The 25,621-nt window shown below is 69.8% G+C and carries 24 protein-coding genes and 1 tRNA gene; 17 read left to right on the top strand and 8 right to left on the bottom strand.

Going from position 1 to position 25,621, the window contains the following annotated elements:
• Positions 1-39 precede the first annotated feature (39 nt).
• Genes AB0J16_RS20930 through AB0J16_RS20910 form a run of 5 tightly spaced genes read right to left on the bottom strand, consistent with a single transcriptional unit; the run spans position 40 to position 5,618 of the window.
• Positions 40-1,311 carry a polysaccharide biosynthesis C-terminal domain-containing protein gene (locus AB0J16_RS20930; protein ID WP_358541704.1) on the bottom strand — a complete coding sequence of 424 codons (1,272 nt, stop codon included), beginning with the start codon at positions 1,309-1,311 and terminating at the stop codon, positions 40-42.
• A complete protein-coding gene (locus AB0J16_RS20925) occupies positions 1,299-2,144 on the bottom strand; it encodes a sulfotransferase domain-containing protein (RefSeq protein WP_358542264.1) in 846 nt (281 codons plus the stop codon). The genes AB0J16_RS20930 and AB0J16_RS20925 overlap by 13 nt, the downstream gene beginning before the upstream one ends.
• Positions 2,145-2,149: 5 nt before the next feature.
• Positions 2,150-3,055, bottom strand: coding sequence for a hypothetical protein (locus tag AB0J16_RS20920; protein ID WP_358541701.1), 906 nt, complete (start codon positions 3,053-3,055; stop codon positions 2,150-2,152).
• On the bottom strand, positions 3,052-4,329 hold the full coding sequence (locus AB0J16_RS20915) for a hypothetical protein (RefSeq protein WP_358541699.1): 1,278 nt from the start codon (positions 4,327-4,329) through the stop codon (positions 3,052-3,054). The genes AB0J16_RS20920 and AB0J16_RS20915 overlap by 4 nt, the downstream gene beginning before the upstream one ends.
• Positions 4,326-5,618, bottom strand: a complete 1,293-nt coding sequence (locus AB0J16_RS20910; protein ID WP_358541696.1) for a Wzz/FepE/Etk N-terminal domain-containing protein — start codon at positions 5,616-5,618, stop codon at positions 4,326-4,328. Before AB0J16_RS20910 ends, AB0J16_RS20915 begins: the two co-directional genes overlap by 4 nt.
• 347 nt (positions 5,619-5,965) lie before the next feature.
• Between AB0J16_RS20910 and AB0J16_RS20905 the strand changes: the two genes are divergently transcribed.
• On the top strand, positions 5,966-7,009 hold the full coding sequence (locus tag AB0J16_RS20905; protein WP_358541693.1) for a hypothetical protein: 1,044 nt from the start codon (positions 5,966-5,968) through the stop codon (positions 7,007-7,009).
• Here AB0J16_RS20905 and AB0J16_RS20900 read toward each other — a convergent pair.
• The 3 genes from AB0J16_RS20900 to AB0J16_RS20890 all read right to left on the bottom strand — a co-directional run bounded on the left by AB0J16_RS20900 (position 6,954) and on the right by AB0J16_RS20890 (position 10,114).
• The gene (locus tag AB0J16_RS20900) at positions 6,954-7,835 is read right to left on the bottom strand and encodes a sulfite exporter TauE/SafE family protein (RefSeq protein WP_358541690.1); all 882 of its coding nucleotides are present in this window, start codon (positions 7,833-7,835) and stop codon (positions 6,954-6,956) included. The two genes, AB0J16_RS20905 and AB0J16_RS20900, sit on opposite strands and share 56 nt — an antisense overlap.
• Positions 7,832-9,046, bottom strand: a complete 1,215-nt coding sequence (gene cysC, locus AB0J16_RS20895; protein WP_358541687.1) for an adenylyl-sulfate kinase — start codon at positions 9,044-9,046, stop codon at positions 7,832-7,834. The genes AB0J16_RS20900 and cysC overlap by 4 nt, the downstream gene beginning before the upstream one ends.
• Before the next feature lie 351 nt (positions 9,047-9,397).
• Positions 9,398-10,114, bottom strand: coding sequence for a methyltransferase domain-containing protein (locus AB0J16_RS20890; protein WP_358541684.1), 717 nt, complete (start codon positions 10,112-10,114; stop codon positions 9,398-9,400).
• A 62-nt stretch (positions 10,115-10,176) separates the two neighbouring features.
• Between AB0J16_RS20890 and AB0J16_RS20885 the strand changes: the two genes are divergently transcribed.
• From AB0J16_RS20885 to AB0J16_RS20810, 16 genes are all read left to right on the top strand, one after another.
• A complete protein-coding gene (locus AB0J16_RS20885; RefSeq protein WP_358541682.1) occupies positions 10,177-10,560 on the top strand; it encodes a signal peptidase I in 384 nt (127 codons plus the stop codon).
• A gap of 141 nt (positions 10,561-10,701) precedes the next feature.
• Positions 10,702-14,190, top strand: a complete 3,489-nt coding sequence (gene mfd, locus AB0J16_RS20880) for a transcription-repair coupling factor (RefSeq protein ID WP_358542261.1) — start codon at positions 10,702-10,704, stop codon at positions 14,188-14,190.
• Between the two features lie 27 nt (positions 14,191-14,217).
• A complete protein-coding gene (locus AB0J16_RS20875) occupies positions 14,218-14,835 on the top strand; it encodes a SurA N-terminal domain-containing protein (protein WP_358541679.1) in 618 nt (205 codons plus the stop codon).
• 2 nt (positions 14,836-14,837) lie between these two features.
• The gene (locus AB0J16_RS20870; RefSeq protein WP_358541676.1) at positions 14,838-15,776 is read left to right on the top strand and encodes a MazG family protein; all 939 of its coding nucleotides are present in this window, start codon (positions 14,838-14,840) and stop codon (positions 15,774-15,776) included.
• A 42-nt stretch (positions 15,777-15,818) separates the two neighbouring features.
• The gene (eno, locus tag AB0J16_RS20865; RefSeq protein WP_358541673.1) at positions 15,819-17,096 is read left to right on the top strand and encodes a phosphopyruvate hydratase; all 1,278 of its coding nucleotides are present in this window, start codon (positions 15,819-15,821) and stop codon (positions 17,094-17,096) included.
• Between the two features lie 110 nt (positions 17,097-17,206).
• Positions 17,207-17,599 (top strand): septum formation initiator family protein, encoded by a 393-nt coding sequence (locus tag AB0J16_RS20860; RefSeq protein WP_357943959.1) that lies wholly within the window; start codon positions 17,207-17,209, stop codon positions 17,597-17,599.
• A 111-nt stretch (positions 17,600-17,710) separates the two neighbouring features.
• A complete protein-coding gene (locus AB0J16_RS20855; protein WP_358444350.1) occupies positions 17,711-18,199 on the top strand; it encodes a DUF501 domain-containing protein in 489 nt (162 codons plus the stop codon).
• Positions 18,190-19,134 carry a Ppx/GppA phosphatase family protein gene (locus AB0J16_RS20850; protein WP_358541670.1) on the top strand — a complete coding sequence of 315 codons (945 nt, stop codon included), beginning with the start codon at positions 18,190-18,192 and terminating at the stop codon, positions 19,132-19,134. Before AB0J16_RS20855 ends, AB0J16_RS20850 begins: the two co-directional genes overlap by 10 nt.
• 177 nt (positions 19,135-19,311) lie before the next feature.
• Complete coding sequence (locus tag AB0J16_RS20845; RefSeq protein ID WP_358541667.1) at positions 19,312-20,754, top strand: hypothetical protein; 1,443 nt, start codon at positions 19,312-19,314, stop codon at positions 20,752-20,754.
• 94 nt (positions 20,755-20,848) lie between these two features.
• Positions 20,849-21,175 (top strand): PadR family transcriptional regulator, encoded by a 327-nt coding sequence (locus tag AB0J16_RS20840; protein ID WP_358444342.1) that lies wholly within the window; start codon positions 20,849-20,851, stop codon positions 21,173-21,175.
• Complete coding sequence (locus tag AB0J16_RS20835; protein ID WP_358541664.1) at positions 21,172-22,023, top strand: hypothetical protein; 852 nt, start codon at positions 21,172-21,174, stop codon at positions 22,021-22,023. The genes AB0J16_RS20840 and AB0J16_RS20835 overlap by 4 nt, the downstream gene beginning before the upstream one ends.
• A gap of 18 nt (positions 22,024-22,041) precedes the next feature.
• Complete coding sequence (locus AB0J16_RS20830; protein WP_358541661.1) at positions 22,042-22,836, top strand: uracil-DNA glycosylase; 795 nt, start codon at positions 22,042-22,044, stop codon at positions 22,834-22,836.
• Positions 22,837-22,931: 95 nt separating this feature from the next.
• Positions 22,932-24,248 (top strand): NAD(P)/FAD-dependent oxidoreductase, encoded by a 1,317-nt coding sequence (locus tag AB0J16_RS20825; protein WP_358541658.1) that lies wholly within the window; start codon positions 22,932-22,934, stop codon positions 24,246-24,248.
• A gap of 93 nt (positions 24,249-24,341) precedes the next feature.
• Positions 24,342-24,854, top strand: coding sequence for an ACT domain-containing protein (locus AB0J16_RS20820; RefSeq protein WP_357943970.1), 513 nt, complete (start codon positions 24,342-24,344; stop codon positions 24,852-24,854).
• Positions 24,851-25,375 carry a peptide deformylase gene (locus AB0J16_RS20815; protein ID WP_358541655.1) on the top strand — a complete coding sequence of 175 codons (525 nt, stop codon included), beginning with the start codon at positions 24,851-24,853 and terminating at the stop codon, positions 25,373-25,375. Before AB0J16_RS20820 ends, AB0J16_RS20815 begins: the two co-directional genes overlap by 4 nt.
• Positions 25,376-25,424: 49 nt before the next feature.
• Positions 25,425-25,497 (top strand) — tRNA-Leu (locus tag AB0J16_RS20810).
• Positions 25,498-25,621: the final 124 nt, after the last annotated feature.

Here is a 25,621-nt window from a genome sequence, read left to right as displayed (position 1 = left end):
GCGAGAAGGGCGCGCTCGCGGAGCGCGGGGTGCGGCCGGTCACGCAGTGGTCCAGGAGCGGAAGCGGAGTGCGGGGAGGCTGTGGCGGCCGAAGGGGTGCAGGCCGTAGCGGTGGTGCAGTTGCCAGAGCGGGAGCAGGTTCTTGGCGATCATCCCGCCCGCCCAGCCGAGCACCGCGCCGAACGCGCCGTGGGCCGGGATGAGCGCCACGTCCAGCGCGACCGTGCAGGCGATGGCCGCCACCAGGTTGAGCAGGCTGGCCGTGGTGTGTCCGGCGGCGGTCAGTACGACGTCGACCATGCCGCACGCGGTCGCCAGCATCATCGTGCCGGCCAGCACCAGCGCCACCGGCACGGCGGCGCCGTAACCCGGCCCGAACAGGCGCAGCAGCCACGGCGCCAGCGCGGCGTACCCGAGCCAGATCGGCCAGGTGAGCAGCACCAGCCAGATCGTCGCCGCCTGGTACAGCTCCCGCGCCCGCCCCATCTCGCCGTCGGCCAGCGCCCTGACCAGGCGCGGCTGCACGGCCTGCGCCAGCCCCTGGTTGGCGAGCTGGCCGACGACCTTGAACCGGGTGGCGGCGGTGTAGACGGCCGCCTGGACCGGGCCGCCGAGCAGCGCGACGACCACGATGTCGAGCCGCTGGAACACCGCCTGGATGGCACCCGCCGCCGAACGCGGCGCCGTGTAAAGCCACAGGTCGCGGGCGGTACCCGGCAGGTACGGCGTACGCGGCAGCCGTTCGCGCAGCTGGATCGCGGCGAGCAGCGCCACCGGCACGTACGGCAGCGCCCAGAGGAACGGCAGCCACTGCGGCCTGGCGGCGACGGCCGCCGCGGCGACGAGCAGGAACTGGAGCGTCGGCAACGCCATCCCGTCGAGCAGCACGGTGGGCCGCATGGCGCCGAAGCCGCGGGTGGCGGCGAGCAGGAGGTCGGCGGCGACCATCACGGGCAGGGCCGCCGCCAGCAGGCCGAGTCGCGGGTAGAGGAGCGCTCCGCAAGCGGTGGCGAGCAGGACCGCCGGTACCAGGGCCGCCCGGATATATCCGGAAATGCCGTGGTAGCCGTAGGTCTTGGCGCGGGCGATGAAATAGATGAGGCCGTTGCCCGCGTCGAGCTTGGCCACACCGGCCACCATGAGGGCCAGAGCGGTGGCGGTGAAGAAGGTGCCCGCCTGGTGCGCGCTGAACGCCCTGGTGACCACCACGACCAGCAGGAACTGGGCCCCCGCGCTGATGACGGCCCCGGCGATGCCCGCGATGCCGCCCCTGGCCACCTGACCGAGCGGCCCCGTGGTCAGCGACGCCACGACGGCTCACCGCCCAGCCAGCGGGCCAGCCGCGTGTCGTACGCCTCGAAATGGTCCTTGAGCCGCTGCCTGACCGAATCGGGCAGCGGCCGGGGCAGCGGCCGCCCGTTGTGGCGTTCGAAGACCGGGTAGCCCAGGTGGGGCAGGCCGAGGAAGTCCAGGACGCGGTCGTAGGCGCGTTCCGGTTCGGCGAAGAAGCGGTGGCTGTCGAGCACCAGGACGTGTTCGCGGCCGAACAGCGGCTCCAGCCGGTCGAGTTGCTCCGCGTAGCGCCCGCGCGCCAGGTAGGCGTGGTGGCGGTGCGCGTGGTGGACGATGTGGGGCCGTTCGCGGATGCTCTGCTCGGCGCCCGCCAGTCGCCGCTCCTCCAGCTCCAGAGCCCGTTCGAAGTCGGACTCGGTCTCGTAGCCCCTGGCCAGCTCGTGGGCGTGCGCGGAGCACGCCCGCTCGACCGGGTCGCGCACCAGCACGATGAGCCTGACCCCGGGCAGGTCGGCCGCGATACGCTCCCCGGCCAGCGGATGGAACAGGTAGTAAGGCGAGGACTCGAACGCCTGCGGATGCGTACCGTGGCGGCGAGCGAGCCGCGCGGCGGCCACCCGGAGCGGAAAGTGCCCCTGGTACCAGGACAGACCCCGGCCGTAGTCGGCGTCGAAGTAGTGAACACCCTTGTGCAGCACCGGTTTGAGCAGCAGCGGGTGCCGCGCCAGAGCCCGGTAGAGCGACGTGGTGCCGCACCGCTGCGCTCCGGCGATCAGGAACGACGGCAGCATCCGTACGCTCGACGTGAACCTCCCGGTGGTCCGGGAGACGGACAGGACCGACTGCTTCATCGTGTTCACGTCAGCGGCTCCTGGTGATCGACGAGGGGGTTGAGCCATGTGTCCGGTGGCCCGAGGGGTTCGTGGCCGTCGGCGGCGTGCCGGTCGGCCAGCGTGATGAGGTAGTGCAGGGCCGTCCGCCTGGCCTGCGCCGCCGACAGCCCGAGCGGGGCGAGCACGGGTACGGCCTGCGCCAGGCAGGCCCGCGCGGCCGTGGCCGGGTCCATCCGCCGCAGCGCGCGCTGGAAGAAGTGGTGCACGGCGTCGAACCCGTAGGGCACGCCGACCGCGTAGCGCTCCCAGTCCCAGACGAGCAGCCGCCCGTCACCGGAAGGGGCGACGTTCCAGGGCGACAGGTCGCCGTGCCAGGCCGCTCCCTCGAAGCCACCGGTGCCCGCGATCTCCTTGACGGCCTCGGTGAGCAGGGCGGCGGGGACCCGGCCGCGCCTGATCGGCAGCGGCGAGAGGACCAGGACCGAGTACTCGCCCCAGCGCTCGTGGCGCAGCACGGTCGGCGCGACGACCGTCTTGAGCGCCAGACCGCTCAGCTTCTTGAGCGTGGCGGCCTCGCCGTCGACCAGTTCGCGGGCGCGCGGGGTGTCACCGATCTTCACGAAGGCCAGGCGGGAGCCCTCGCCGTACGCCTCCAGGATGGGCTTGCGGTTGGCCCGGCGAGCCGGGCGTACGTGGAGGACGGTCTCGACGGGGACGCCGAGAATGTCGCTCAGGTACGTCTCGATCGAGCCCTCGACCGGCACCATGACCGGCCGGCCCAGCAGCCCGTGCCATCGGCGCCGGGGGGCCAGGCGGCGCGGCAGCAGCCGGTGCGGCAGCACGCTGTAGGCGCGCGGCGACCCGGGGCCGGGGTAGAGCGCCCGCACGGTCTGGTCGAGGTAGCGCAGCCGCACCTTCGCGTCGTTCACGCGGTCTCCCCGGTGTTACGCCACAGGAGGGCGAAGGAGATGAGGTAGAGGCTGAGCGGCGTGACCAGGCCGTCGTACACGAACATGTAGAGCAGCACGAGGATCATGACGAGCACCCCCGCGAGCCCGATCGGGCTGCGGTCGGGCCAGTGGCGCCGGATCGCGCCCAGGAAGAACGCCACATACAGCGCCGCCCCCACGAAACCCTGGGTGATGATCAGCAGCCAGAGCTGCCCGTCGCTGCCCAGCGGCGGATGGCCACAGCCGCCGCACCACTCGGTCTTGCCGGTGGTGATCGTGCGGTGGTTGCCCATGGCGTTGCGGGTGTTGCCGTAGCCGATGATCGGCGAGTGCGTGGCCGCCGAGATGGTCGCCGACACGGTGAAGGCCCTGATGTCGTTGGAGTGCGGGTTGTCCAGGCGCTGGCCGACCAGCGAGGCGAGCGGGCTGAGCGCGAACGCCAGCGTCGCCGCCACCGCCGTGGCGCACAGGGCCAGCCTGGTGCGTCCGCCGACCCGGACGATCAGGTAGAGCCCGGCCAGCCCGAGGCCGATCCAGAGGCCGCGGTTGAGCGAGTAGACGATCGGGATGGCGGCCACGGCGGTCAACGCGATGGCCACCGCCTTGCGGCCGCCCCCGCCGTAGACCCACCAGCCGACCACGAACCAGATGAGCAGCACCGACACGTTGCTGCCCCACGCGTTGGCCCACTCGAACGGCGCCTCGGGGCGCGGCGAGGCGTAGCCGAGCACCTTCTGGGTCTGGGCGGCCGTCGGGTGAATGAGGTTCTGGACGAAGGCGTTGTCGCTGATCCACCCCGGCAGCACCATCTCCACCGGCGAGGTGAACTCCAGCCGGGGGAAGAACACGCCGAGCAGCCCGCCCGCCACGGTCGTGACGAACAGCACCCCGAGCATCCGTACGAGCCTGAGCTGCGGCAGCTCCCGCTCGGTCAGGTTGCCCAGATAGAGAACCATGATCAACAGCGCCGCGTAGAGCGCGAACCGTATGAGGTAGCCGATGACCCGCCCGGCGTTGAACGCCCCGTACGTGTCGGGCGGCATGTCGGCCAGCATCAGCGCGCTCACCGTGTAACCGGCCAGGAGCAGCAGCCACAGCCCGAACCCGCGCGGCACCCGGATCGGCCGGCGCCGCCAGAGCACGACGGCCATGGGCACCGCCAGGACGATCACCGACAGGCCGCCGAAGCCGAGCGCCCACCACACGGGATAGCCGATGAGAAGCGCGCCGATCGGCCACGCCGGACCTCTCATGCCGAGGTGCCCGGCGGGCGGGGGAGCGAGGTCATGGGCGCCGCCTCGCCGGACTCCAGCTCGCCGCTGGCGACCAGCTTGCCGAGCGGGTTGCCCTCGACCGGCTCGGGCCTCGGGGTCAGGTCCCTCGTCGTCACCACACCGATGATCGGTACGTTGTGCCTGCCCAGATGGCGTACGGCGGCGGCCACCTGTGCCGAGGTGGCCCGGCGCAGCCCCACCAGCAGCAAGGCCGCGTCGGCCCGGGCCAGGTCGCCCACGTCGGAGCCGGTCAGCAACGACAGCGGGGCGGTTACGGCCAGCGGCCCGACCACCGGCGTCGCGCCGAGCTCCGCCGGGATCGCCCTGACCAGCAGCCGCTTGCCCGGACAGGCGGCGATCACGGACGAGGCCAGGTCGTGCGGCAGGCCTTGGCGCAGCGGGTCCGACAGGTCGCCGAGGACGGGCAGCCCGGTCAGCCGCTCGACGTCGGCGGCGGTGCGCAACCGGGTGTCGAGCCGGTCGCGGGCGTAGGCGGTGGCCGTGCCGAGGAGCAGGCCGATCATGAGCCCGGTGCCGAGGTAGAGCGGCAGGCTGGGCGAGCTCGGCACGGTCGGCGGCGTGGCCTGGCTGATGACCGACCCGGGAGTGATGGCGACGGTCCGCAGCGCGTCGTACTTGAGCGTGAGGCTGTAGGCCTGCCGGTTGAGCACGCTCTGTCGGTGCGCGGCGATCGTGTGCTCGATGCTGCCCTTGCTCGCCAGGGCGAGCTCCTTGATCACGGTGTCGAGCGCGGTGTTGACCTGCTTGAGCTTGACCAGCATCGCCTTCTGCTGCGCGGTCATCGTCGCCTGCGCGTTCTCGGTGCGGTTGGCCAGGTACGCCTGCGCGTACGCCCGCGACTGGGCCGCCGCGACGGCGGGGTCGGCGGCGGTGACGGAGATCCACAGCACGGCCGAGTTGGGCGGCACTGAGACCTCGACGGGCTCGGGCGTGCCCGTCTTGAGCTCTTTGGCGGCCTTGTCGGCCACCACGGACGACTGGGCGATCTGCGCCTCGGTGTCGAGATTGAGCGGCTCGCGCTGCCGGTTGGTCACCTGGTTGTTCTGGTCCTGGACGCCCACGGGCGCGACCAGGACCTGGGTGGTCGCGGTGTAGGCGGCCGGGGTGAACCGCAGCAGCGCCAGCCCCGCCGTGCCGCCGGCCAGCAGGAACCCCAGGAACAGCAGCCAGCGCCTGCGCACCAGCGACAGATGGTCCGCCAGGTCGCTGGCGTGGCGGCGGCCCGGGAAGTCCGGCGACAGGCTCATTGGAGCGGATCTCCTTCGAGTGTGTGCGCGGTGTCGCCGATCGGCGACTGTGCGTCACAAGTCGCGGCGTCCGCCCACTATAGGCCGGACAGATATTACCCAGGCTGAATCCAGAAGATTTTCTCTGGTACGGCCAGCAATTCGCCCCACGATAGCCCGAAATAATGCGAAATTGAGGACCGGTCGGATGGTTGCTGACCTGGCGATACACCCGCTCCGGCTGAAGTTCTGGGAATGGCATGGCATGGTTCAGGTTTGATAGGACGGGGGTCCTTGGTTGAGGGGGTTGAACGGCCTTGAACCGGTGGGGAATTTCTCATAAAGCGGTAAATATCAGCGTCAAAGGTGTGGCGCTGTTGGTCGTCGCCGTGCTCGCGGGCTGCTCAGCTGTGCAGGGTGCGGGGAGTCCGGCGCAGGTCGCCCAGCCGAGCGCCAGGCCGAACGCGGAGACCTCGCCGGCCTGCGCCGTCACTGCCCGGCTTATTCCATCTTGCGGTGCTTGGTGGGGGATCGCCCCGGAGGTCTTCACCGGCGCGGGCATCGAAAGGTCGCTCCACGGCGCCGAATCCCGCATCGGTGGCACCGCCGACGTGCTGCACGTTTATCACCGGGGCAAGGAGGAGTTTCCGACCAGCGAGGAGGTCGCGCTGGCCCGCGACCCGGTCCGGCCCAGGCTGCTGCTGATCAACTGGAAGCCGTCGCTCGACTACACCTGGGCGCAGATCGCCCGCGGTGCCATCGACCGCAGGATCGACCGGCTGGCCGACTACATCAGGCGCACCTTCCCCGAGCGGTTCTTCCTCACCCTCCACCACGAGCCGGAGAACGACGTCGACGCCGCCCCCGGCTCGGGCATGCAGGCCACCGACTACGCGGCCATGTACCGCCATGTCGTGCTCAGGCTGCGCGACGAGGGCGTCAAGAACGCGGTCACGGTCATGACCTACATGGGCGCGCCCAATTGGGCGGCCAAGCCGTGGTTCGAGCAGCTCTATCCGGGTGACGACGTGGTCGACTGGGTGGCCCTCGACCCCTACGCCGACAGCCGGGTCCGCGACTTCGACGGCCTGGTCAACAAGACCCGGCCCGACTTCGACCAGTGGCCGGGGTTCTACCGGTGGATGCAGTGGCGCTTTCCCGGCAAGCCGGTCATGGTCGCGGAATGGGGCGTGTTCGAGCGAGCCGACGACCGTGCGGCCAAGCGCTCGTTCTTCGAGTCGGTGCGTACGCAGATTCAGCGCTATCCGCAGATCAAGGCGCTGATCTACTTCGACTCGCCGCACGCGCCGCGCGGCGACACGAGCTTCGACTCCGATCCCGCCGCCGGGCGGGCGTTCAGCGAGCTCGCGCGAGATCCCTACTTTCACTCGACGCCCGTGCCGCGGCCCTGACGCGCCAGCGCCAGCCCGCGACGGTCGCGACCGCGGCGCCCGCCAGCGCCCACACCGTCACCGTGTTGTTCACGTCGAGCAGCTTGAGCGCGGAGGCGAGCAGAACGATCCCGAGCAGCGCCCTGATGAGGCCGCCCGGCGCCCTGGAGGAGATCCGGGCGCCGAGGTAGACGCCCGGGATCGAGCCGATGAGCAGCGAGACCGTCAGAGTGAGCTGGAAGTCGCCGAAGAGCAGGTGGCCGAGCGCGGCCGAGGCGACGAGCGGCACCGCCTGCACCAGGTCGGTGCCGACGAGCTGGTTGGCCTTGAGCGCCGGATAGAGAGCCAGCAGGGCCACGATGATCAGGGAGCCCGAGCCGACCGAGGAGATGCCGACGACGAGTCCGCCTACCGTACCGACCAGTACGGTCGGGATTGGGCGCACGACAATGTCGCGGGCGCTCGACGTGCCACCCTTCCCGGCCAGCCACGTCTTGGCGACCAGACCCGCGACGGCGAGTAGCAGCGCCACGCCGAGCGCGTACTTCACACCGTCGCCGACCGCGAACGCGCGCGCGATGAACACCCCGCAGAACGCCGCCGGCACCGACCCCACGCAGAGCCAGCCGACCAGGCGCAGGTTGACCGTGCCCCTGCGCAGGTGTACGGCGCTGCCGACGGGTTTCATCACGGCGGAGGCGACCAGGTCGCTGGAGACCGCGGCCAGCGGCGGGACGTTGAAGAACAGCATCATCATCGGCGTCATGAGCGCGCCGCCGCCCATGCCGGTGAGCCCGACGACGATCGCGACCAGAAAGGACCCGGCGATCAGGGGGAAGTCGATCAACGAACCCAGCCTCCGCTCCGCAGCGCCCCCAGCACCTGGGTGACGGCCGCCTCGATAGAGATGTGCGTCGTGTCGATGATCAGATCGGCGTCGTCCGGCTCCTCATAGGGGTCGGAGATACCGGTGAACTCGGGGATGAGCCCGGCGCGGGCCTTGGCGTACAGGCCCTTGCGGTCGCGGCGCTCACACTCCTCCAGTGGGGTCGCCACGTGCACGAGCAGGAAGTCGGCCCCGACCGACTCGACCATCTCGCGCACCTCCTCGCGGGTGGCGGCGTAGGGGGCGATGGGGGCGCAGATCGCCAGCCCGCCGTGGCGCGCGGCCTCGGCGGCGACGAAGCCGATGCGCCGGATGTTGAGATCGCGGTCGTCCTTGGAGAACGTCAGGCCCTTGGACAGCAGGTGGCGTACCACGTCGCCGTCGAGGTAGGTGACCGGGCGGCTGCCCAGTTCGAGCAGCGAGTCGCGCAGGCCGCGGGCGATCGTGGACTTGCCGGAGCCGGACAGACCGGTGAAGAAGACCACGAGCCCGCGCCGGTGCGGCGGTCCGGGGATGCGCACCGGCTCGGGGCCCGCCAGGTGCTCGGTCGCGCCGTAGGCGGTGGCGACGTGCTCGCGCAGCTCCAGGTCGATCTCGGGCTCCGCGCGCGGCGCCAGCGGCACCGAGACCACCAGGGTGCCCTCGGGCAGTTGCTCCTTGGCGCGCAGCGCGGCGCGTACGACAGCCGGGCCCGTCTCGCCGTACGAGAGGGGGAGCAGCACGATCACCGCGTCGAGCTCCTTGGCGGTGGCGACGATCTCGGTGAGGTCGTCGAGCGGCCCTCGCATGGTGACGGCGAGCGCCGCCCGCCCGTCGAGCTCTTCGCGTATCTGCGCCGGAGTACGGCGAAGCCGGGCGAACGGCCCGTGCTCCGGGGCGCCCAGACCCTTCACCGGACCGGAGGCCAGGCCGTCGGGCTCGCGCTCGGCGACGGTGAGCACGGCCAGCGGCACGCCCTCAGGGTCGAGCAGCGTGACCTCGGTGCCGGGGATGGCCGCTTCCGGAAGATGGAGCGTGACGGGAGCCGGCCACGGGGTGCCATCGGCGAGGGTGCCGCGCTCATGCACCGTGTGCAGGTCGTCGTGCCCAAGGAACCCGCTCAGCGGCTGGAACGCGCCGGAGAGCAGCAGCTCCAGGTCGGCCAGCTCGTACGCCCCTGGGGTCCACTCCACGGTCTGCCATCCCAACTATTCCGATTGACTTGGTAGGAAAGGAGTCTAGCCTTTGGTACAAGTGTGTCGCTAGTGCGATGTCCCCGAACCTTCACCAGACATTCCGCTCCCACTATGGGGGTGTCTCTTCGTGAGGACTTTGTCATGGCGGGCCGCTTGCTTCCGCGCCTGCGACGGGACCGTCCCTCCACGGGAACTTCTGCCGCTCCCCGGAGTGGAGCCCTCCATGAGGGCCTCGGCCACGACGTGCCGTCTTCTTCTTCGCCCCCGGAGGGGGTGTCCCACCTCAAGGGACGTCGGCCACCACGGACCGTCACGGTGCCCGAGACGGTCGTGACGAACCACAGGGGGCTAGATGAGCCGAGCGAAGTGATTCTGCGGCTTTTTGATCACCATGGCGATCTCATCATGCGTAGCCGGAAACCGGTCGCGGGTCAGCTTGGCCGTCATCCTGACAGCCATCCGTCCGATACGCCCCATGGCCGGACCGCTGGTCGCCGTGTGGTCGTCGGTGATCATAAGCCCGCGAGTGAGGCAGAAGGTGTGGATCCCGTCGCGCGAGGTCACCGGCCCGTAGACGGCCGGTAGCGGGCCCGGTGTGCCCGCCGACACCAGGTGCCGCCAGATGAGCCGCCGCAGCCACCACGGGGTGATCCGGTCGAGCAGGCCGTAGGCGGATTTCCGGTCGCGCATGCGCAGCAGGATGAGCCCGCCGGGGCGCAGCGCCTGCAGCAGCCGGTCGAAGACCAGTTCGGCGTGCTGAATGCGCTCCAGCAGGAACGACAGCTGGATCACATCCACCGACCTCGGGGGCAGCGGGACGCAGCGCAGGTCGCCCAGTGACCACATGGCGAGATCGGCTCGCTCGCCGACCACTCTCCTGATCGGGGGCAGGTCCTCGTCGACGCCGGTGGCCCTGGTGTCGATCCGGTCCAGGACCAGTGGCTCGTCGTGCGCGCATCCGGCGACGAGCACGTCGAGCCGCCTGCCGAGCCGTCCGGCCCACTGCTCGCGGATGCGCTGACCAAAGAGATCGCCCCTTGGGGCTACCGACCGCACCTCAGACATGTCACCCAGAGTAATCAATCGACGCCAATTAGTAAGCCATTTCCCTGCTAGCGTCCTGCGCCGTGAGTGATCTCGTGTACGTGGGCAACGCGAATGTCGACGCCGCGACGGACCATGGCTGGCTCCTGGGCCATTTCAAACCCTACGGCGACCCGAGACACAGCGACGGGGTGGAGATCAAATGGGGCACCCACTCCCCGGGTGACGAACGCGCCGAGTGGGTGCGCGGCGAGGAGCGTACGGCGCTGCTCATTCTCATCTCGGGTCGCTTCCGCGTCGAACTACCGGGCAGGAGCGTGCTGCTCGCCGAGCGGGGCGACTACGTGGTCTGGGGCAAGGGCGTGGACCACTCCTGGCGCGCGGAGGAGGAGTCGGTGGTCCTGACGGTCCGCTGGCCGTCCGTCCCGGGCTACAAGGTCCCGCAGCCGGACAAGGTCCTGGAGTAGTACGAGGTCCCGCAGCCGGACAAACTCCTGGAGCCAGGCAAGGTCCCGGAGCCGGACGGGGGCGTGGCGTAGATGCGAATAGGCTTGTAGCACAACCCCCATGCCCGCCGGCTGGGGGTAATCGTCGTGGGGCTGTCGAAAATGAGTCTGTCCGGGCTGCTTGATCTTGTCGTCACCGATCCCAAGCTGACCGCCGCTCTCGAAGAGGGCGGCGACATCGCGCTGGTGGCGCCGTCCGCGCTGCGGCCGTTCGGGGTGGCCGCGCTGGCCGGGCACGATCAGCGGACCGTGCTGGCCATCACCGCCACCGGCCGCGAGGCGGAGGACCTGGCGAGCGCGCTGACCAGCCTGATGGAGCCCAGCTCGGTGGCCGTCTTCCCGGCCTGGGAGACGCTGCCGCACGAGCGGCTCTCCCCGCGCAGCGACACCGTGGGGCAGCGGCTGGCCGTGCTCAGGAGGCTCGCGCACCCGGTCAAGGACGACCAGGCGGCCGGGCCCCTCAGCGTGGTGGTCGCGCCGGTCAGGGCGCTGCTCCAGCCGATCGTCAAGGGCCTGGGCGACCTGGAGCCGACCCGCCTGCGCGCGGGCGACGACGCCGACCTCGACGGGGTCGTACGGCGGCTGGTCGACAACGGCTACCACCGGGTCGACATGGTGGAGAAGCGCGGCGAGGTGGCGGTACGCGGCGGGTTGCTCGACGTGTTCCCGCCGACCGAGGAGCATCCGCTGCGGCTGGAGTTCTGGGGCGACACGGTCGAGGAGATCCGCTGGTTCAAGGTGGCCGACCAGCGCTCGCTGGAGGCGGCGGACGGCGGGCTGTTCGCGCCGCCGTGCCGCGAGCTGCTGCTCACCGCGGAGGTCAGGGAGCGGGCGCGCGAGCTGGGCCGGGAGCACCCGGCGCTGCTCGAGGTGCTCGACCAGCTCGCCGAGGGGACGCCGGTCGAGGGCATGGAGGCGTTCGCGCCCGTGCTGGCCGGGGAGATGGACCTGCTGCTCGATCACCTGCCCGGCAACGCCGCGGTGTTCGTCTGCGATCCCGAGCGGATCAGGGGCCGGGCCGAGGAGCTCGTACGTACCTCGCAGGAGTTCCTGGAGGCGTCGTGGATCAACGCGGCGGCCGGTGGCGAGGCGCCGATCGACCTCGGGGCGGCGGCGTTCCGCTCGCTCGACGACATCCGCGGTCACGCCGACGTGCTGGGGCAGGCGTGGTGGACGATGGCGCCGTTCGGGGCCGGGGTCGAGCTGGACGCGCAGGACTCCGAGGCATACCGGGGCGACACCAGGAAGGCGCTCGAAGACGTCAAGGGCTGGCTGGCCGAGGACAAGGCGGTCGTGCTGCTGAGCGAGGGGCACGGCCCGGCCGAGCGGATGGTCGAGGTCCTCAAGGGCGTGGACGTTCCCGCCCGGTTGGTGAAATATCTGGATAAGTCGCCTGAGGCGAAGGTCGTCCATGTCTCGACGGGGTTGATCGAGCACGGGTTCATCACCCCCAACCTGGCCGTGCTCACCCACCTCGACCTCGTCGGCCAGAAGGCGTCCACCAAGGACATGCGCCGCCTGCCCTCCCGCCGCCGCAACATGGTCGACCCGCTCCAGCTCAAGATCGGCGACAACGTGGTGCACGAGCAGCACGGCGTCGGCCGCTACATCGAGATGGTGCAGCGCACGGTCCAGGGCGCGACGCGCGAATACCTGGTCATCGAGTACGCCAAGGGCGACCGCCTCTACGTCCCCACGGATCAGCTGGACGAGGTCACCCGCTACGTGGGCGGCGAGGCCCCGACGCTCAACCGGATGGGCGGCGCCGACTGGGCCAAGGCCAAGACCAGGGCGAAGAAGGCGGTCAAGGAGATCGCGGGCGAGCTCATCCGCCTCTACTCCGCCCGCATGGCCTCGCCCGGTCACGCCTTCGCCGCCGACTCCCCGTGGCAGCGGGAGATGGAGGACGCCTTCCCGTACGTCGAGACCGGCGACCAGCTGGAGGCCATCGACGAGGTCAAGCGCGACATGGAGCGCGGCGTCCCGATGGACCGGCTGATCTGCGGCGACGTCGGCTACGGCAAGACCGAGATCGCGGTGCGGGCGGCGTTCAAGGCACTCCAGGACGGCAAGCAGGTCGCCGTGCTGGTGCCGACGACGCTGCTGGTGCAGCAGCACATGTCGACGTTCACCGAGCGCTTCTCCAGCTTTCCCGTCTCGCTCAGGGCGGTCTCCCGCTTCCAGACCGACGGCGAGGTCAAGGGCACCCTGGAGGGCCTGCGCACCGGCGCCGTGGACCTGGTGATCGGCACCCACCGGCTGCTCAGCCCGGAGGTTCGGTTCAAGGACCTGGGGCTGATCATCATCGACGAGGAGCAGCGGTTCGGCGTCGAGCACAAGGAGGCCATGAAGCACCTGCGCACCCAGGTCGACGTGCTGGCCATGTCGGCCACGCCGATCCCGCGCACGCTGGAGATGGGCCTGACCGGCATCAGGGAGATGTCGACCATCCTCACCCCGCCGGAGGAGCGGCACCCGATCCTCACCTTCGTGGGGCCGTACGACGAGAAGCAGATCGGGGCCGCCATCAGGCGCGAGCTGATGCGCGACGGCCAGATCTTCTTCGTGCACAACCGGGTGGCCTCGATCAACCGGGTCGCCGCCCGGATCAGGGAGCTGGTGCCCGAGGCGCGCATCGCGGTGGCGCACGGGCAGATGAACGAGCACCAGCTGGAAAAGATCATGGTCGGCTTCTGGGAACGCGAGTACGACCTGCTGGTCTGCACCACGATCGTGGAGTCCGGGCTCGACGTGCCCAACGCCAACACGCTGATCGTCGACCGGGCCGACAACTACGGCCTCTCGCAGCTGCACCAGCTCAGGGGCCGCGTCGGGCGAGGCAGGGAGCGGGGTTACGCCTACTTCCTCTACCCGCCGGAGAAGCCGCTCACCGAGACCGCCCACGAGCGGCTGGCGACGATCTCGCAGCACACCGAGATGGGCGCGGGCATGTACGTCGCGATGAAGGACCTGGAGATCCGCGGCGCGGGCAACGTGCTCGGCGCCGAGCAGTCGGGCTTCATCGCGGGCGTCGGCTTCGACCTGTACGTCCGGCTCATGGCCGAGGCCGTGCAGGAGCAGAAGGCCAAGCTGTCGGGCGCGGAGGTGACGGAGGAGCACCCCGACGTCAAGGTCGAGCTGCCGATCAACGCGCACATCCCGCACGACTACGTCACCTCCGAACGTCTGCGCCTGGAGGCGTACAAGCGGATCGCCACCATCTCCGCCGAGATCCACATCGACGAGGTGCGCGCCGAGCTGACGGACAGATACGGCAAGCCGCCCGTGGAGGTGGAGAACCTCCTGGCCGTCGCCCGCTTCCGCATCAGCGCCCGCCAGGCCGGGCTCACCGATGTCACACTGCAGGGCCAGAACATCAAGTTCGGTCCGGTCAGGCTGCGGGAGTCGCAGCAGGTACGCCTCGACCGCCTGTACAAGAAGGCCATCTACAAGCAGGCGGCGGAGACGCTGCTGGTGCCCGCGCCGAAGACCAAGCCCCTGGGCGGGCAGCCGTTGCGTGACCTCGACCTGCTCAAATGGTGCGGTGACCTGGTCGAGGCCATGTTCTTGGAGCCCGCGAGGGTAAGCTAGCCGCGGTTTTGTCGGGAAAGGACGCACGTGAAGTCGATTCGAGTGGCTGTGGCCGCTGCCGTGGTGGGTGTCGCGCTGACCGCCTGCTCCTCGCCTATGGAGGCCGGAGCCGCGGCCGTCGTGGGCAGTGAGCGGATCTCGTCGCGCGATCTGAACAAGAACGTCCAGGAGTACGAGGCCGCGCTGCGGAAGGTCAACATCGAGCCGTCGCAGCTCGGTGTGTCGGTCAACCAGTTCGTTCTGTCCAGGATGGCGGAGCAGAGCCGGCAGCAGCAGCTGGCCGACAAGTTCGGCGTACAGGTCAGCGACTCGGAGATCGACGCCGCGGCCCAGGACAAGGGCGAGCAGCAGTCGGCCGAGATGAACCTGCTGTCCAAGGGCGTCTCCCCGGCCGACCCGCGCGGTTACCTGCGGGCGGCGCTCGGCGTGAACAAGGTGCTGGAGAAGCTCGGCGGGCCGCAGAACCAGCAGGCCGTGGAGAAGTTCAAGGTCGCCTACAACGCGATCGCCCCGGTTTTCAGCCCGCGCTACGGCACGATCAGTCAGCAGGGCTTCGTCGACGCCGGCCGCTTCGGCAAGCCGTCGGCGACGACCGAGCAGGCCGGCCAGGGCGAGCAACAGCAACAGCAGCAGTCGCAGGGCTAGCCGTGCCGCTGATCATCGTCACCACCTCGCCGCGGGTCGCGCCGGGTCTGCTGAGCCACCAGGCGTGGCAGGCGTTCGGCTCGGGCCGCGTGCTGACCGGGTCCGCGGATCATCCGCAACTGCCCTACCTGGCCGAGGCCGGGGTCGAGGTGGCCGTCATCACGCCTGTCCCCGCCGACCTGGCGCGGCGGGCGGTGACGGAGTCGGTGGTCTGGCTGGCCGCCGAGGACTCCGAGGACTTCATGCGGGCGGTCGGCCACGCGGCCGTCGCGATGGCCGAGCCGCCGCTGATCGAGGTCGTGCCGGGCTCCTACGACCTGCCGGGCGCGCGGGTGCTCGACCTGGTCGCGGTGATGGAGCGGTTGCGCGCCGAGTGCCCGTGGGACCGCAAGCAGACGCACGAGACCTTGGTCCCGTACCTGCTCGAAGAGGCCTACGAGGTGCTGGAGACGATCGAGCGGGGCGACTACCCGGCGCTGCGTGAGGAGCTGGGCGATCTGCTGCTGCAGGTGGTCTTCCACGCGCGGGTGGCCGACGGGTTCGACATGGACGACGTGGCCGAGGGGATCGTCGAGAAGCTGGTGCGGCGGCATCCGCACGTGTTCGGCTCGGTGCGGGCGGAGACCGCCGACGAGGTGAACGACAACTGGGAGGCGATCAAGGCGGCCGAGCGGGCGGCGAAGGACGAGAGTCCGTCGGTGCTCGACGGGGTGCCGATGGGGCAGCCCGCGCTGTCGCTGGCCGCCCAGCTGGTGCGCCGGGCCGAGCGCGGGGGCGCGCCGGACGGGCTGGCCGCCGCCATCTCGCAGGGTGTGGGGCGTGAGCTGTTCGACCTCGTCCGCCGTGCACAGGACGCGGGAATCGACGCCGAAGCCGAGCTCCGCGCCGCCGCTCGCGACTACCGTGACCGCGTGCTCCGCTGGGAGTCGGAGCACCGATAGGCTCTGAAGGCATATTGCCTTTCGATTTAGGAGCGCAAACCCGTGGCTACCATCGAGGTCGTATACGCGCGCGAGATCCTCGACTCCCGGGGCAACCCGACCGTCGAGGTCGAGGTGATCCTCGACGACGGCGGCAGGGGGCGCGCGGCGGTGCCCAGCGGCGCGTCGACCGGCCAGTTCGAGGCCGTGGAGCTGCGTGACGGAGACGAGCGTTACGGCGGCAAGGGCGTGGAGAAGGCCGTGCTCGCCGTCACCGACGAGATCTTCGAAGAGATCAACGGCATCGAGGCCGAGGACCAGCGCATCATCGACCAGATCATGATCGATCTGGACGGGACGCCCAACAAGGCCAAGCTGGGCGCCAACGCCATCCTGGGCGTCTCGCTGGCCGTGGCCAAGGCCGCCGCGGACAGCGCCGAGCTGCCGCTGTTCCGTTACCTGGGCGGTCCCAACGCCCATCTGCTGCCCGTGCCGATGATGAACATCCTCAACGGCGGCGCCCACGCCGACACCAACGTCGACATCCAGGAGTTCATGATCGCGCCGATCGGCGCGAGCACGTTCCGCGAGGCCGTGCGCATGGGCACCGAGGTCTACCACGCGCTCAAGGGCGTGCTGAAGGAGAAGGGCTACGCCACGGGGCTGGGCGACGAGGGCGGCTTCGCGCCCAACCTGCCGTCCAACCGCGACGCGCTCGACCTGATCCTGGTCGCCATCGAGCGAGCCGGCTACACACCGGGCGACGACGTCGCCCTCGCGCTCGACGTGGCCGCCTCCGAGTTCCACAAGGACGGCGTCTACACGATCGACGGCAAGGGTGTCTCGGCCCAGGAGCTCATCGCCTTCTACGCGGACCTGGTCGACAACTACCCGCTCGTCTCGATCGAGGACCCGCTCGACGAGGAGGACTGGGCCGGCTGGAAGGCCATCACCGAGGCCATCGGCGACAAGGTCCAGCTGGTCGGCGACGACCTGTTCGTGACCAACCCGGAGCGGCTCGGCCGCGGCATCGCCGAAGGCACGGCCAACGCGCTGCTGGTCAAGGTCAACCAGATCGGCACCCTGTCCGAGACCCTCGACGCGGTCGACCTGGCCCACCGCAGCGGCTACCGCTGCATGATGAGCCACCGCTCCGGCGAGACCGAGGACACGACGATCGCCGACCTGGCCGTGGCGGTCAACTGCGGCCAGATCAAGACCGGCGCGCCCGCCCGCTCGGACCGCGTGGCCAAGTACAACCAGCTCCTGCGCATCGAGGAAATTCTCGACGACGCCGCTCGCTACGCGGGTCGCGGCGCTTTTCCGCGTTTCCAGCGCTAGTTTCGGGTACGGCTCGCGGCATGGCGGGTATGCCGCGAGCCGGTCAGAAGGGTGCAAATAGCACCATCCGCTAAGTTCGGCCACCGAACTGGACACGGAGGTGTGAACCGTTGGCTAAGAGGCCGCAGCTGACCGGGCGGGCCGCCATCCTGGCGATCGTGGTGTGCGCGATCGCGATGAGCCTTGCCTACCCTGTACGCGAGTACATCGCGCAGCGCCGCGGCATCGCGGAGTTGCGGGCGGAGAAGGCGCGGGTCGAGGCCGACCGCCAGGCGCTGGCCGAGCAGGCGCAGCGGATCCGCGACCCCAACTGGATCAAGCGGACGGCCAAGGAACGGCTTCACTACTGCGGGCCGGGCGAGAAGTGCTACGTGGTCATGGACGCCAAGCCGGACAAGACCACGACGACGGTCAAGCAGCCCGCCGCGACGCCGCCGTGGTACCAAACGCTGTGGGAATCGGTCGAGGCCGCCGACACGGGCCAGGGCCGCAAGGCCGGATGAGCACCGACTCAAGCCAGGGCCGCAAGGCACTGATTCGGGCCGGAGCCGCGAGCCGTAAGGCTGGATGAGCACCGGCGCGGGGGAGCGTCGGTGGTGTGTGAGGGGAGAGCGTTGGACAGCAGAGACGTCGACGCGGTGCAGCGGCAGCTGGGCCGCCCGCCGAGAGGGCTGCGCGAGGTGGCGCACCGCTGCCCGTGCGGCAACCCTGACGTGGTGGAGACCGCGCCGAGGCTGCCCGACGGCTCGCCGTTTCCCACGCTCTACTACCTGACCTGTCCCAAGGCGGCCTCCGCGATCGGCACGCTCGAAGGCTCGGGGCTGATGCGCGAGATGCAGGCCAGGCTGGCCACCGACCCGGAGCTGGCCGCCGCCTACCAGGCCGCCCACGACGACTACGTGGCCAGGCGCGACAAGGCGGCGCAGGAGCAGGGCACGGAGCCGCTGCCGCGTGACATGCAGAGCACCGGCGGCATGCCGCTGCGGGTGAAGTGCCTGCACGCGCTCGTCGCGCACGAGCTGGCCGTGCCCGGATCCAACCCGTTCGGCCGGGAGGCGCTGGATGCCCTCCCCGAGTGGTGGAGTGACGGACCATGCGTGTAGCCGCCATTGACTGCGGCACCAACTCCGTACGCCTGCTGATCGCCGACGTCGGCGACAACGACCTCACCGAGATCGAGCGGCGGATGGAGATCGTACGACTGGGCGAGGGGGTCGACCAGACGGAGCGGCTGGCTCCCGAGGCGCTGGAGCGGACGTTCGCCGCGATGCGCACCTACCGCAAGCTCATCGACCAGCACGGCGCCACGGCGACCCGGGTGGTGGCGACCAGCGCGACGCGCGACGCCGCCAACAGGCAGGAGTTCGTCGACGGGGTGCGCGAGATCTTCGGGGTGGAGCCCGAGGTGGTGACGGGCGCGGAGGAGGCCGAGCTGTCGTTCGTCGGCGCGACCAGGGGGCTGGTCCGGCTGTCGCGGGAGACCGGGGTGCCGCAGGGGCCGCTTCCGCCCTACCTGGTCGTCGACATCGGGGGCGGCTCGACCGAGTTCGTGGTCGGCTCCGAGCACGTCATCGGCGCGCTGTCGGTCGACATCGGCTGCGTACGACTGACGGAGCGGCACCTGCGCGACGCGGGCGATCCGCCGCCGGCGCAGGCGCTGGAGGCCGTCGTGGCCGACATCGAGGCCGCGCTCGACCGGGTCGCCGAGGCGGTGCCCGTCCACGAGGCGCACACGCTGGTGGGTCTGGCCGGCTCCGTCACGACGGTGGCGGGCATCGCGCTGGACCTGCCCGCCTACGATTCGGAGCGGATCCATCACTCGCGGATGGCCGCCGAGCAGGTCCACGAGGTCACGCGACGGCTGCTCGCGATGACCCATAGTGAGCGTTCACAGATTCCAGTGATGCACCCAGGTCGAGTTGACGTGATTGGCGTGGGTGCCCTGATTCTGGACCGCATCGTGCGGCGTTTCGAGTTTCCGCAGGTCGTCGTAAGTGAACACGACATCCTCGACGGAATCGCCTACTCCATGGTCTGATTTTTCCGGGGAAAATCGGACAAATCTGGGATTCGGCTGTGTTGAGTGTGCAATCAGTTTTATGCTTAGGTAAAGGGGCATTGCGGGGGCTTTGTCATATTGCCGGACACGGGTGGTGTCGGCGTGGCGACCGTTCCCGGAGCGCATCTTTTCCCTAACGGAATGGAGCACTCTCACATGAACTCATCTCGTCCATTAGCGCGTAAGGCGGCGGCGTTCGGCGCCTCCGCCGCCGTGCTGGGCGCCATGGTCGCGGGGCTGGCAGCCGCTCCCGCGCAGGCGTCCACCCAGGCCACCGCGGGCAAGGCCGGCGCCGCGGCGACCTCCACCAAGGCCAGGCCCAAGGTCTCGGTGTCCACGCCCAAGGCGTCGAGCCGCGACACCGACGGTTCCTGCCCGGTGAAGGTCGACATCTCGGCCAACATCAACGTCAAGCTCGACGGCAAGACCGAACTCGCCTACCGCTGGCTCCACGGAGACGGCTCCAAGGGCAAGGTCAAGGTGCTGAAGCTCAAGGGCCACGGCACCAAGTCGGTCAAGATCGGCCAGACGCTCACCTTCAACGAGGACGTCAAGGGCTGGGAGGCCGTGCAGGTCCTCGGTCCGCGCAAGGTGACCTCCAAGAAGGGCTACTTCTCGGTCACCTGCCAGGACGCCGTCGTCGTCGACAAGGATCAGCTGAGCAGCGGCAAGAGGATCTCGGTCAGCGCCTGGGCCGACCCGAGCTCGTACGTCGGGCCCTGTACCCCCGGCGACAAGGTCAACTTCCTTGGCCGGATCAAGGTCAACGACCCGACGTGGGTCAAGTACCGCTGGGTGCTGAACGGTCGCGTCGTCGACTACGGCCGGACGAAGGTCTACCACTCGAAGACCGTCTCCTTCGGCTACTCGCCGCGTGAGAGCCAGCGGGGCTACGCCACTCTGCAGGTCGTCGGGCGCGGCGGCTCCTCCTCGGACCAGGCCTACTACAAGGTCTGGTGCAGGGACGAGGCTCCCTCGACGCGGGTGTCGGCCACCAACCTGGTGACCGCGACCAACAACGACGGCTGCAAGGTCGGCGCGCACGCCACCATCAACTCGACCGGCCGCGCGCGGGTCGAGTACACGTGGTACGTCAACGGCCAGTCCGTTGACCGTGGTGAGGTCGGGTTCGGCCGTGAGGGCTCGCGTACCGTCGAGCTGTCCGACCGCGTTCTCTCCGGCTCCGCGACGAAGGGTGGCCGGGTGACCCTGGCTGTCTCCGGTCCGCGGAACAACGACTCGATCAGCCAGTCCTACGCCGCCTGCGAGGCCCCGAAGCCGAAGGTCTCGGTTTCCAGCCTCTCGGTCTCCGGCCAGCGCAACGAGTTCTGCGCCGACAAGCGCGGCCCCGGCGTCGACTTCAAGGCGACGATCTCCAGCACCGCCCCGACCACCGTCAAGTACTACTGGGTGATCGACGGCAAGCGGGAGAACCCGGACCTTGAGCGTCAGGTCAACGGCAGCGTCGACGTGACCTGGGGCATCGCGGGTGCGCAGAGCGCCAGCGAGACCAAGGGTTCCGTCCAGCTCGTTGTCACCAGCCCCGACTCGGCTTCTGCTTCCACCAGCTTCTCGGTGAGCTGCCCAAAGGGTGCCTGATCAGTTGAGTTGAGTTGAACCGGGTGGTGCCCTCGTGGCGCCGCCCGGTTTTTCTGTTTGCCACTACTGCGCTTTGCGGAGTAGTGTGCATCGCGTGGATAGTAGCCAGCTGCTCAAGGGCGTGCTCGATCTGGCGGTCCTCGCCGTGCTCGACGAACGTGACGGCTACGGCTACGACGTCGTGCGCAGGCTGAGGGAAGCGGGGCTCGACGACGTCGGAGACGCCTCCGTGTACGGCACGCTGCGCCGCCTGTTCAAGGCCGGCGCGCTCAACTCCTATGTGGTGGCCTCCGACGAGGGGCCCCACCGCAAGTACTACGGGCTCAACGAGGTCGGCAGGAGCATGTACGCCTCGTCGGCCAAGACCTGGACCTCTTTCGCGGCCACCATGGCCTCCCTGCTCAAGGAGGGGCAAGCATGATCACGCCCGAACAGTACGCGCAGGCCGTACGGGATGCCGTGGCCGATCACCCGGAGCGCGAGGAACTGCTCGAAGACCTGGACGACCACCTGGCGGAGATCGCGGCCGAGTCCGACGTGCCGCTGGAAGAGCGGCTGGGGCCGCCCGCCGCCTACGCCGAGGAGCTCGTGGCCGCCTACGGGGGCCGGCCGGAGAGCGGCCGGAAGCCCCGCCGCCGGACGAAGGAGCGGATGGCGACCGTGCATTCCCGGCTCCTGCGACAGGCGCCCTACCGGGGCCTCACGGGCTTCCTGCCCGAGTTACGGCCCGGGTGGTGGGTGCTGCGCGGCTACCTGGTGGCCATGGTGCTGCTGAGTGTGGCCATCGATGGCCGGCTCGTGCCGCGGACCCTGACGGACTGGGTGGTGCTGGCCGTGTGCGTCTGGGCCTCGGTCTGGCTGGGCAGGCGGTCGAGGGGACGGCTGGCGGCGACGACCGCCTTCGCCGTCAATCTGGCGGCCGTGCTCGCGCTGGCCGCCGGGTTCGTGGCGGCGCAGGAGGTCGAGTCGTCCTCGCCGGTCGACTACGCGGTGGCCGACGCCCCCGTGATCGTGCGGAACATGGCGCGGTCGGACGGGTTTTACAACATCAAGCCGTACGCCAAGGACGGCACCCCACTGACCGACGTCTACCTGTACGACCAGGACGGCAACCCGATCATCACCCGCCCCGAGGAGCACGGCTACATGGTCGACCGCTCATGCGGCGAGCCGATTCTCAACCGCTACCCGCTGCCGCTGGTCGAGGTCGCTCCCGAGACGCAGACCGCCGCCCCGTGCCCCAGCCCGAGTCCCTCGGCCACCAAGTGATCGGGCACCATCGGTGCCATGAGCTTCGTACCTCCAGGCACCGGTTGGCCCGGCGACCCGGCGACCGCTGACACCCCGGTCGCCCACGACCCCGCGGACGTGCGCCGCATCGCCGCCGCCGGCAGCACCCTGGCGGAGCTCACGGCCGCGCAGTCCGTCTGCCGGGCCTGCCCGCGCCTGGTGGAATGGCGCGAGGAAGTGGCCGAGGTGAAGCGGCGCGCGTTCGCGGAGGAGACCTACTGGGGGCGGCCTGTCGCCGGATGGGGCGACGACCGGCCGCGCGTCCTGCTCGTCGGCCTGGCCCCGGCCGCGCACGGGGGCAACAGGACCGGGCGGATCTTCACGGGTGACCGCAGCGGAGACTGGCTGTTCGCCTCTCTGTACCGCGCCGGACTGGCCGTACAGGAGACGAGCACGCACGCCGGTGACGGGCAGCGGCTGATCGGCGCCCGGGTGGTGGCCTCAGTGCGGTGCGCGCCACCCGCGAACAAGCCCACGCCCGAGGAGCGGGCCACGTGTTCGCCGTGGCTGTCGCGGGAGCTGACGCTGACCGCGCCGAGCGTGCGGGTGGTCGTCGCGCTGGGCGGGTTCGCCTGGCAGGCCATGTGGCCCGCACTGAGGGACGCGGGTTACACGCTGCCGCGTGTCAGGCCACCGTTCGGGCACGGCGTCGAGGTCCAGGTCTCCTACGGGCAGGCGCCGGTGACCCTCATGGGCTGCTATCACCCCAGCCAGCAGAACACCTTCACCGGCAGGGTGACCGCCCAGATGCTCGACGACGTCTTCGTCAGAGCCAGGGCGCTGGGGGTGTGACGCGTAGCACCACCTGGGGATTGGCTTTATGGGGTGCCCTTGACGTAGCCTTGTGAATAGTTTCACAAGCGCTCCCATGGGATGGGGAACCGAGGATGAACAAGCACATTCTGATCGTCGGCGGCGGTTACGTCGGCCTCTACACGGCATTGCGGCTACAGCGCACGCTCCGCTCGGAGCTGCGCGACGGCCAGGTGCGCATCACCATCATCGACCCCCACTCGTACATGACCTACCAGCCGTTCCTGCCCGAGGCGGCGGCGGGCAACCTCTCCCCGCGGCACGTGGTCGCCCCGCTGCGCCGGGTCCTGCCCAAGGTGCGCGTGCTCAACGGCAGCGTCACCGCCGTCGACCACGGCGAGCGGTCCGTCACCTTCCAGCCGGTCGAGGGCGAGCCGCGCGAGATCGCCTACGACGTGATCGTGATGGCCGCCGGCTCGATCTCGCGGACGCTGCCGATCCCCGGCCTGACCGACATCGGCATCGGGTTCAAGAACGTGGGCGAGGCCATCGCGCTGCGCAACCGGGTCCTGCACCTGCTCGACGTGGCCGAGTCGACCGAGGACCTGGAGGCGCGCCGCCGGGCGCTCACCTTCGTCGTCGTCGGCGCGGGCTTCGCGGGCGTCGAGGCGTTGGCCGAGCTCGAGGACATGGCCAAGGACTCGACCCGCTACTACCGCAACATCAAGCCCTCCGACATCCGCTGGGTGCTGGTGGAGGCCACGAACCGGGTGCTGCCCGAGGTCGGCCCCGAGATGGGCAAGTGGACGCTGGAGCAGCTGCGCGAGCGCGGCATCGACGTGAAGCTCGACACGCGCCTGGAGTCCTGCGAGGGCGGCCACGTGGTGCTCTCCGACGGCTCGAAGTTCGACGCCGACACCCTCGTGTGGACCGCGGGCGTCAAGCCCAGCCCGGTGGTCAACGACGGCGGCCTGCCCCTCGACGAGCGCGGCCGGATCAAGACCACGACGAAACTGACGGTCGCGGGCGTCACGGACGCCTTCGCCGCCGGTGACGCGGCGGGTGTCCCCGACGTGACCAACCCCGGCCAGTATTGCGCGCCCAACGCTCAGCACGCCGTACGCCAGGCCAAGGTGCTCGCCGACAACCTGGTCCGCCACCTCCGGGGGCAGGAACTGGTCGACTACCGCCACAAGTATGTCGGATCGGTCGCCGGTCTCGGCCTGCACCAGGGGGTAGCGAACGTCTATGGAGTCAAGCTTCGCGGATTCCCTGCGTGGTTCATGCACCGCACTTACCATCTGTCGCGGGTGCCGACGCTGAACCGCAAGGTCCGTGTCGTCGTCGACTGGACTCTGGCCCTGTTCTTCAAGCGGGAGACCATCTCACTGGGCGAGATGGAGCACCCGCGCGACGGGTTCAGAGCCGCCGTGGCGACGACCCGCCGCTAGCCCGCGTACAGCAGCGCCCCGGTGCGGCCGCATCGGGGCGTTTCGGCATTCTTGACTCAATATTCTCGGTCTCAATCGAGAGGGGATCCACGAGTGGGGCTCTCAGCGGTGACGGTGCTCGGCGTGGACCGGCCCGGCGTGATCGCCGCGGTCACCGGCTCGCTCGCCGACTGCGGGGCGAACATCCAGGACTCGACCATGACGCTGCTCGGCGGCCATGTCGCGATGATGCTGCTGGTCTCGGGCGACCTGAGCGCCGACGAGCTCACCAAGCACCTGTGCGCGCCGGACCTGGTGGTGACCGCCTCGGCCGTCGAGGCCCGCCGCTACTTCGGCGGCCGGCCGACCGGGCTCGGTTACGTCCTGACCGTCCACGGCCCGGACCGGCCGGGCATCATCTCGGCCATCAGCGCCGAGCTCGCCTCGGTGGGCGGCAACATCACCGGCATGAGCACCCGGCTCACCGGCCGGCTGTACGTCCTCATCGCCGACGTCGAGCTGCCCGAGGAGGTCGACGTGGCCGGGCTGATGCGCGGGCTGGCCACGGTCGGCTCGGGCCTCGAGTCCGAGATCACCTTCCGGCCCGTTGAACCGGACCTGTTGTGACCCCGCCGGACGGGATCGCCCGCGGAGTGCTCGACGCTCCGCACCCGCTCCTGTCCGCCCGGGCCCGGCAAGTGGATCCCACCGACCCTCGCGTGGTGGCCGCGGCGGCCGATCTCCTCGCCACTCTGCGCGGCGAGCCGGGGACCGCGGGCCTGGCCGCCCCCCAGATCGGGCTGAGCTGGCGGCTGATCGCCTTTGACGCCGCCGGGCACCCAAGGGGTAGGTCGTGGGCCGGCGAGCTCGTGGTGGTCAATCCACGGCTCGCTGAGGCGTCTCACTGGTGCGTCGGGCGGGAAGGCTGCGCCTCGATCGCGGGTTTGACGGCTGACGTACGGCGAGCGACGCGTATCACAGTGCTCGGCAGCTTGCCTGGCACGGGAGATCCCGTCACCATCGAGGCGGATGCATTCGAAGCTAGGTGCATTCAGCATCAACTGGACCATCTCGACGGCGTTCTGTTCCTGGACAGAGTGTCAGGAGCCCTATCACTTCACCGCAGACTTCACAGTTGTGACGCCTGATACGAAGTTGTGCTCCTCGGAAGCATGGTCCGTTTCGTATGATTGCGGCGCCCCCGTAGCCCAAAGGCAGAGGCAAACCCCTTAAAAGGGTTGTAGTGCGGGTTCGAATCCCGCCGGGGGCACCCGCATCTACCAGAGGAAATGCCTCACTAAACAACCCTCAGTAACCGCGGGAACTCAGGAACGGATCCGTTCGTTGTCCTCCTGCTGAAGTCTCGAAACCACATAGATCTGAGTGCGTGTTGA

It is taken from the genome of Nonomuraea sp. NPDC049750 (assembly GCF_040659625.1).
Taxonomy (GTDB): Bacteria; Actinomycetota; Actinomycetes; order Streptosporangiales; family Streptosporangiaceae; genus Nonomuraea.
Note: the sequence above shows the minus strand (reverse complement) of the source record. Positions and strands in the feature narration are given on the sequence as shown.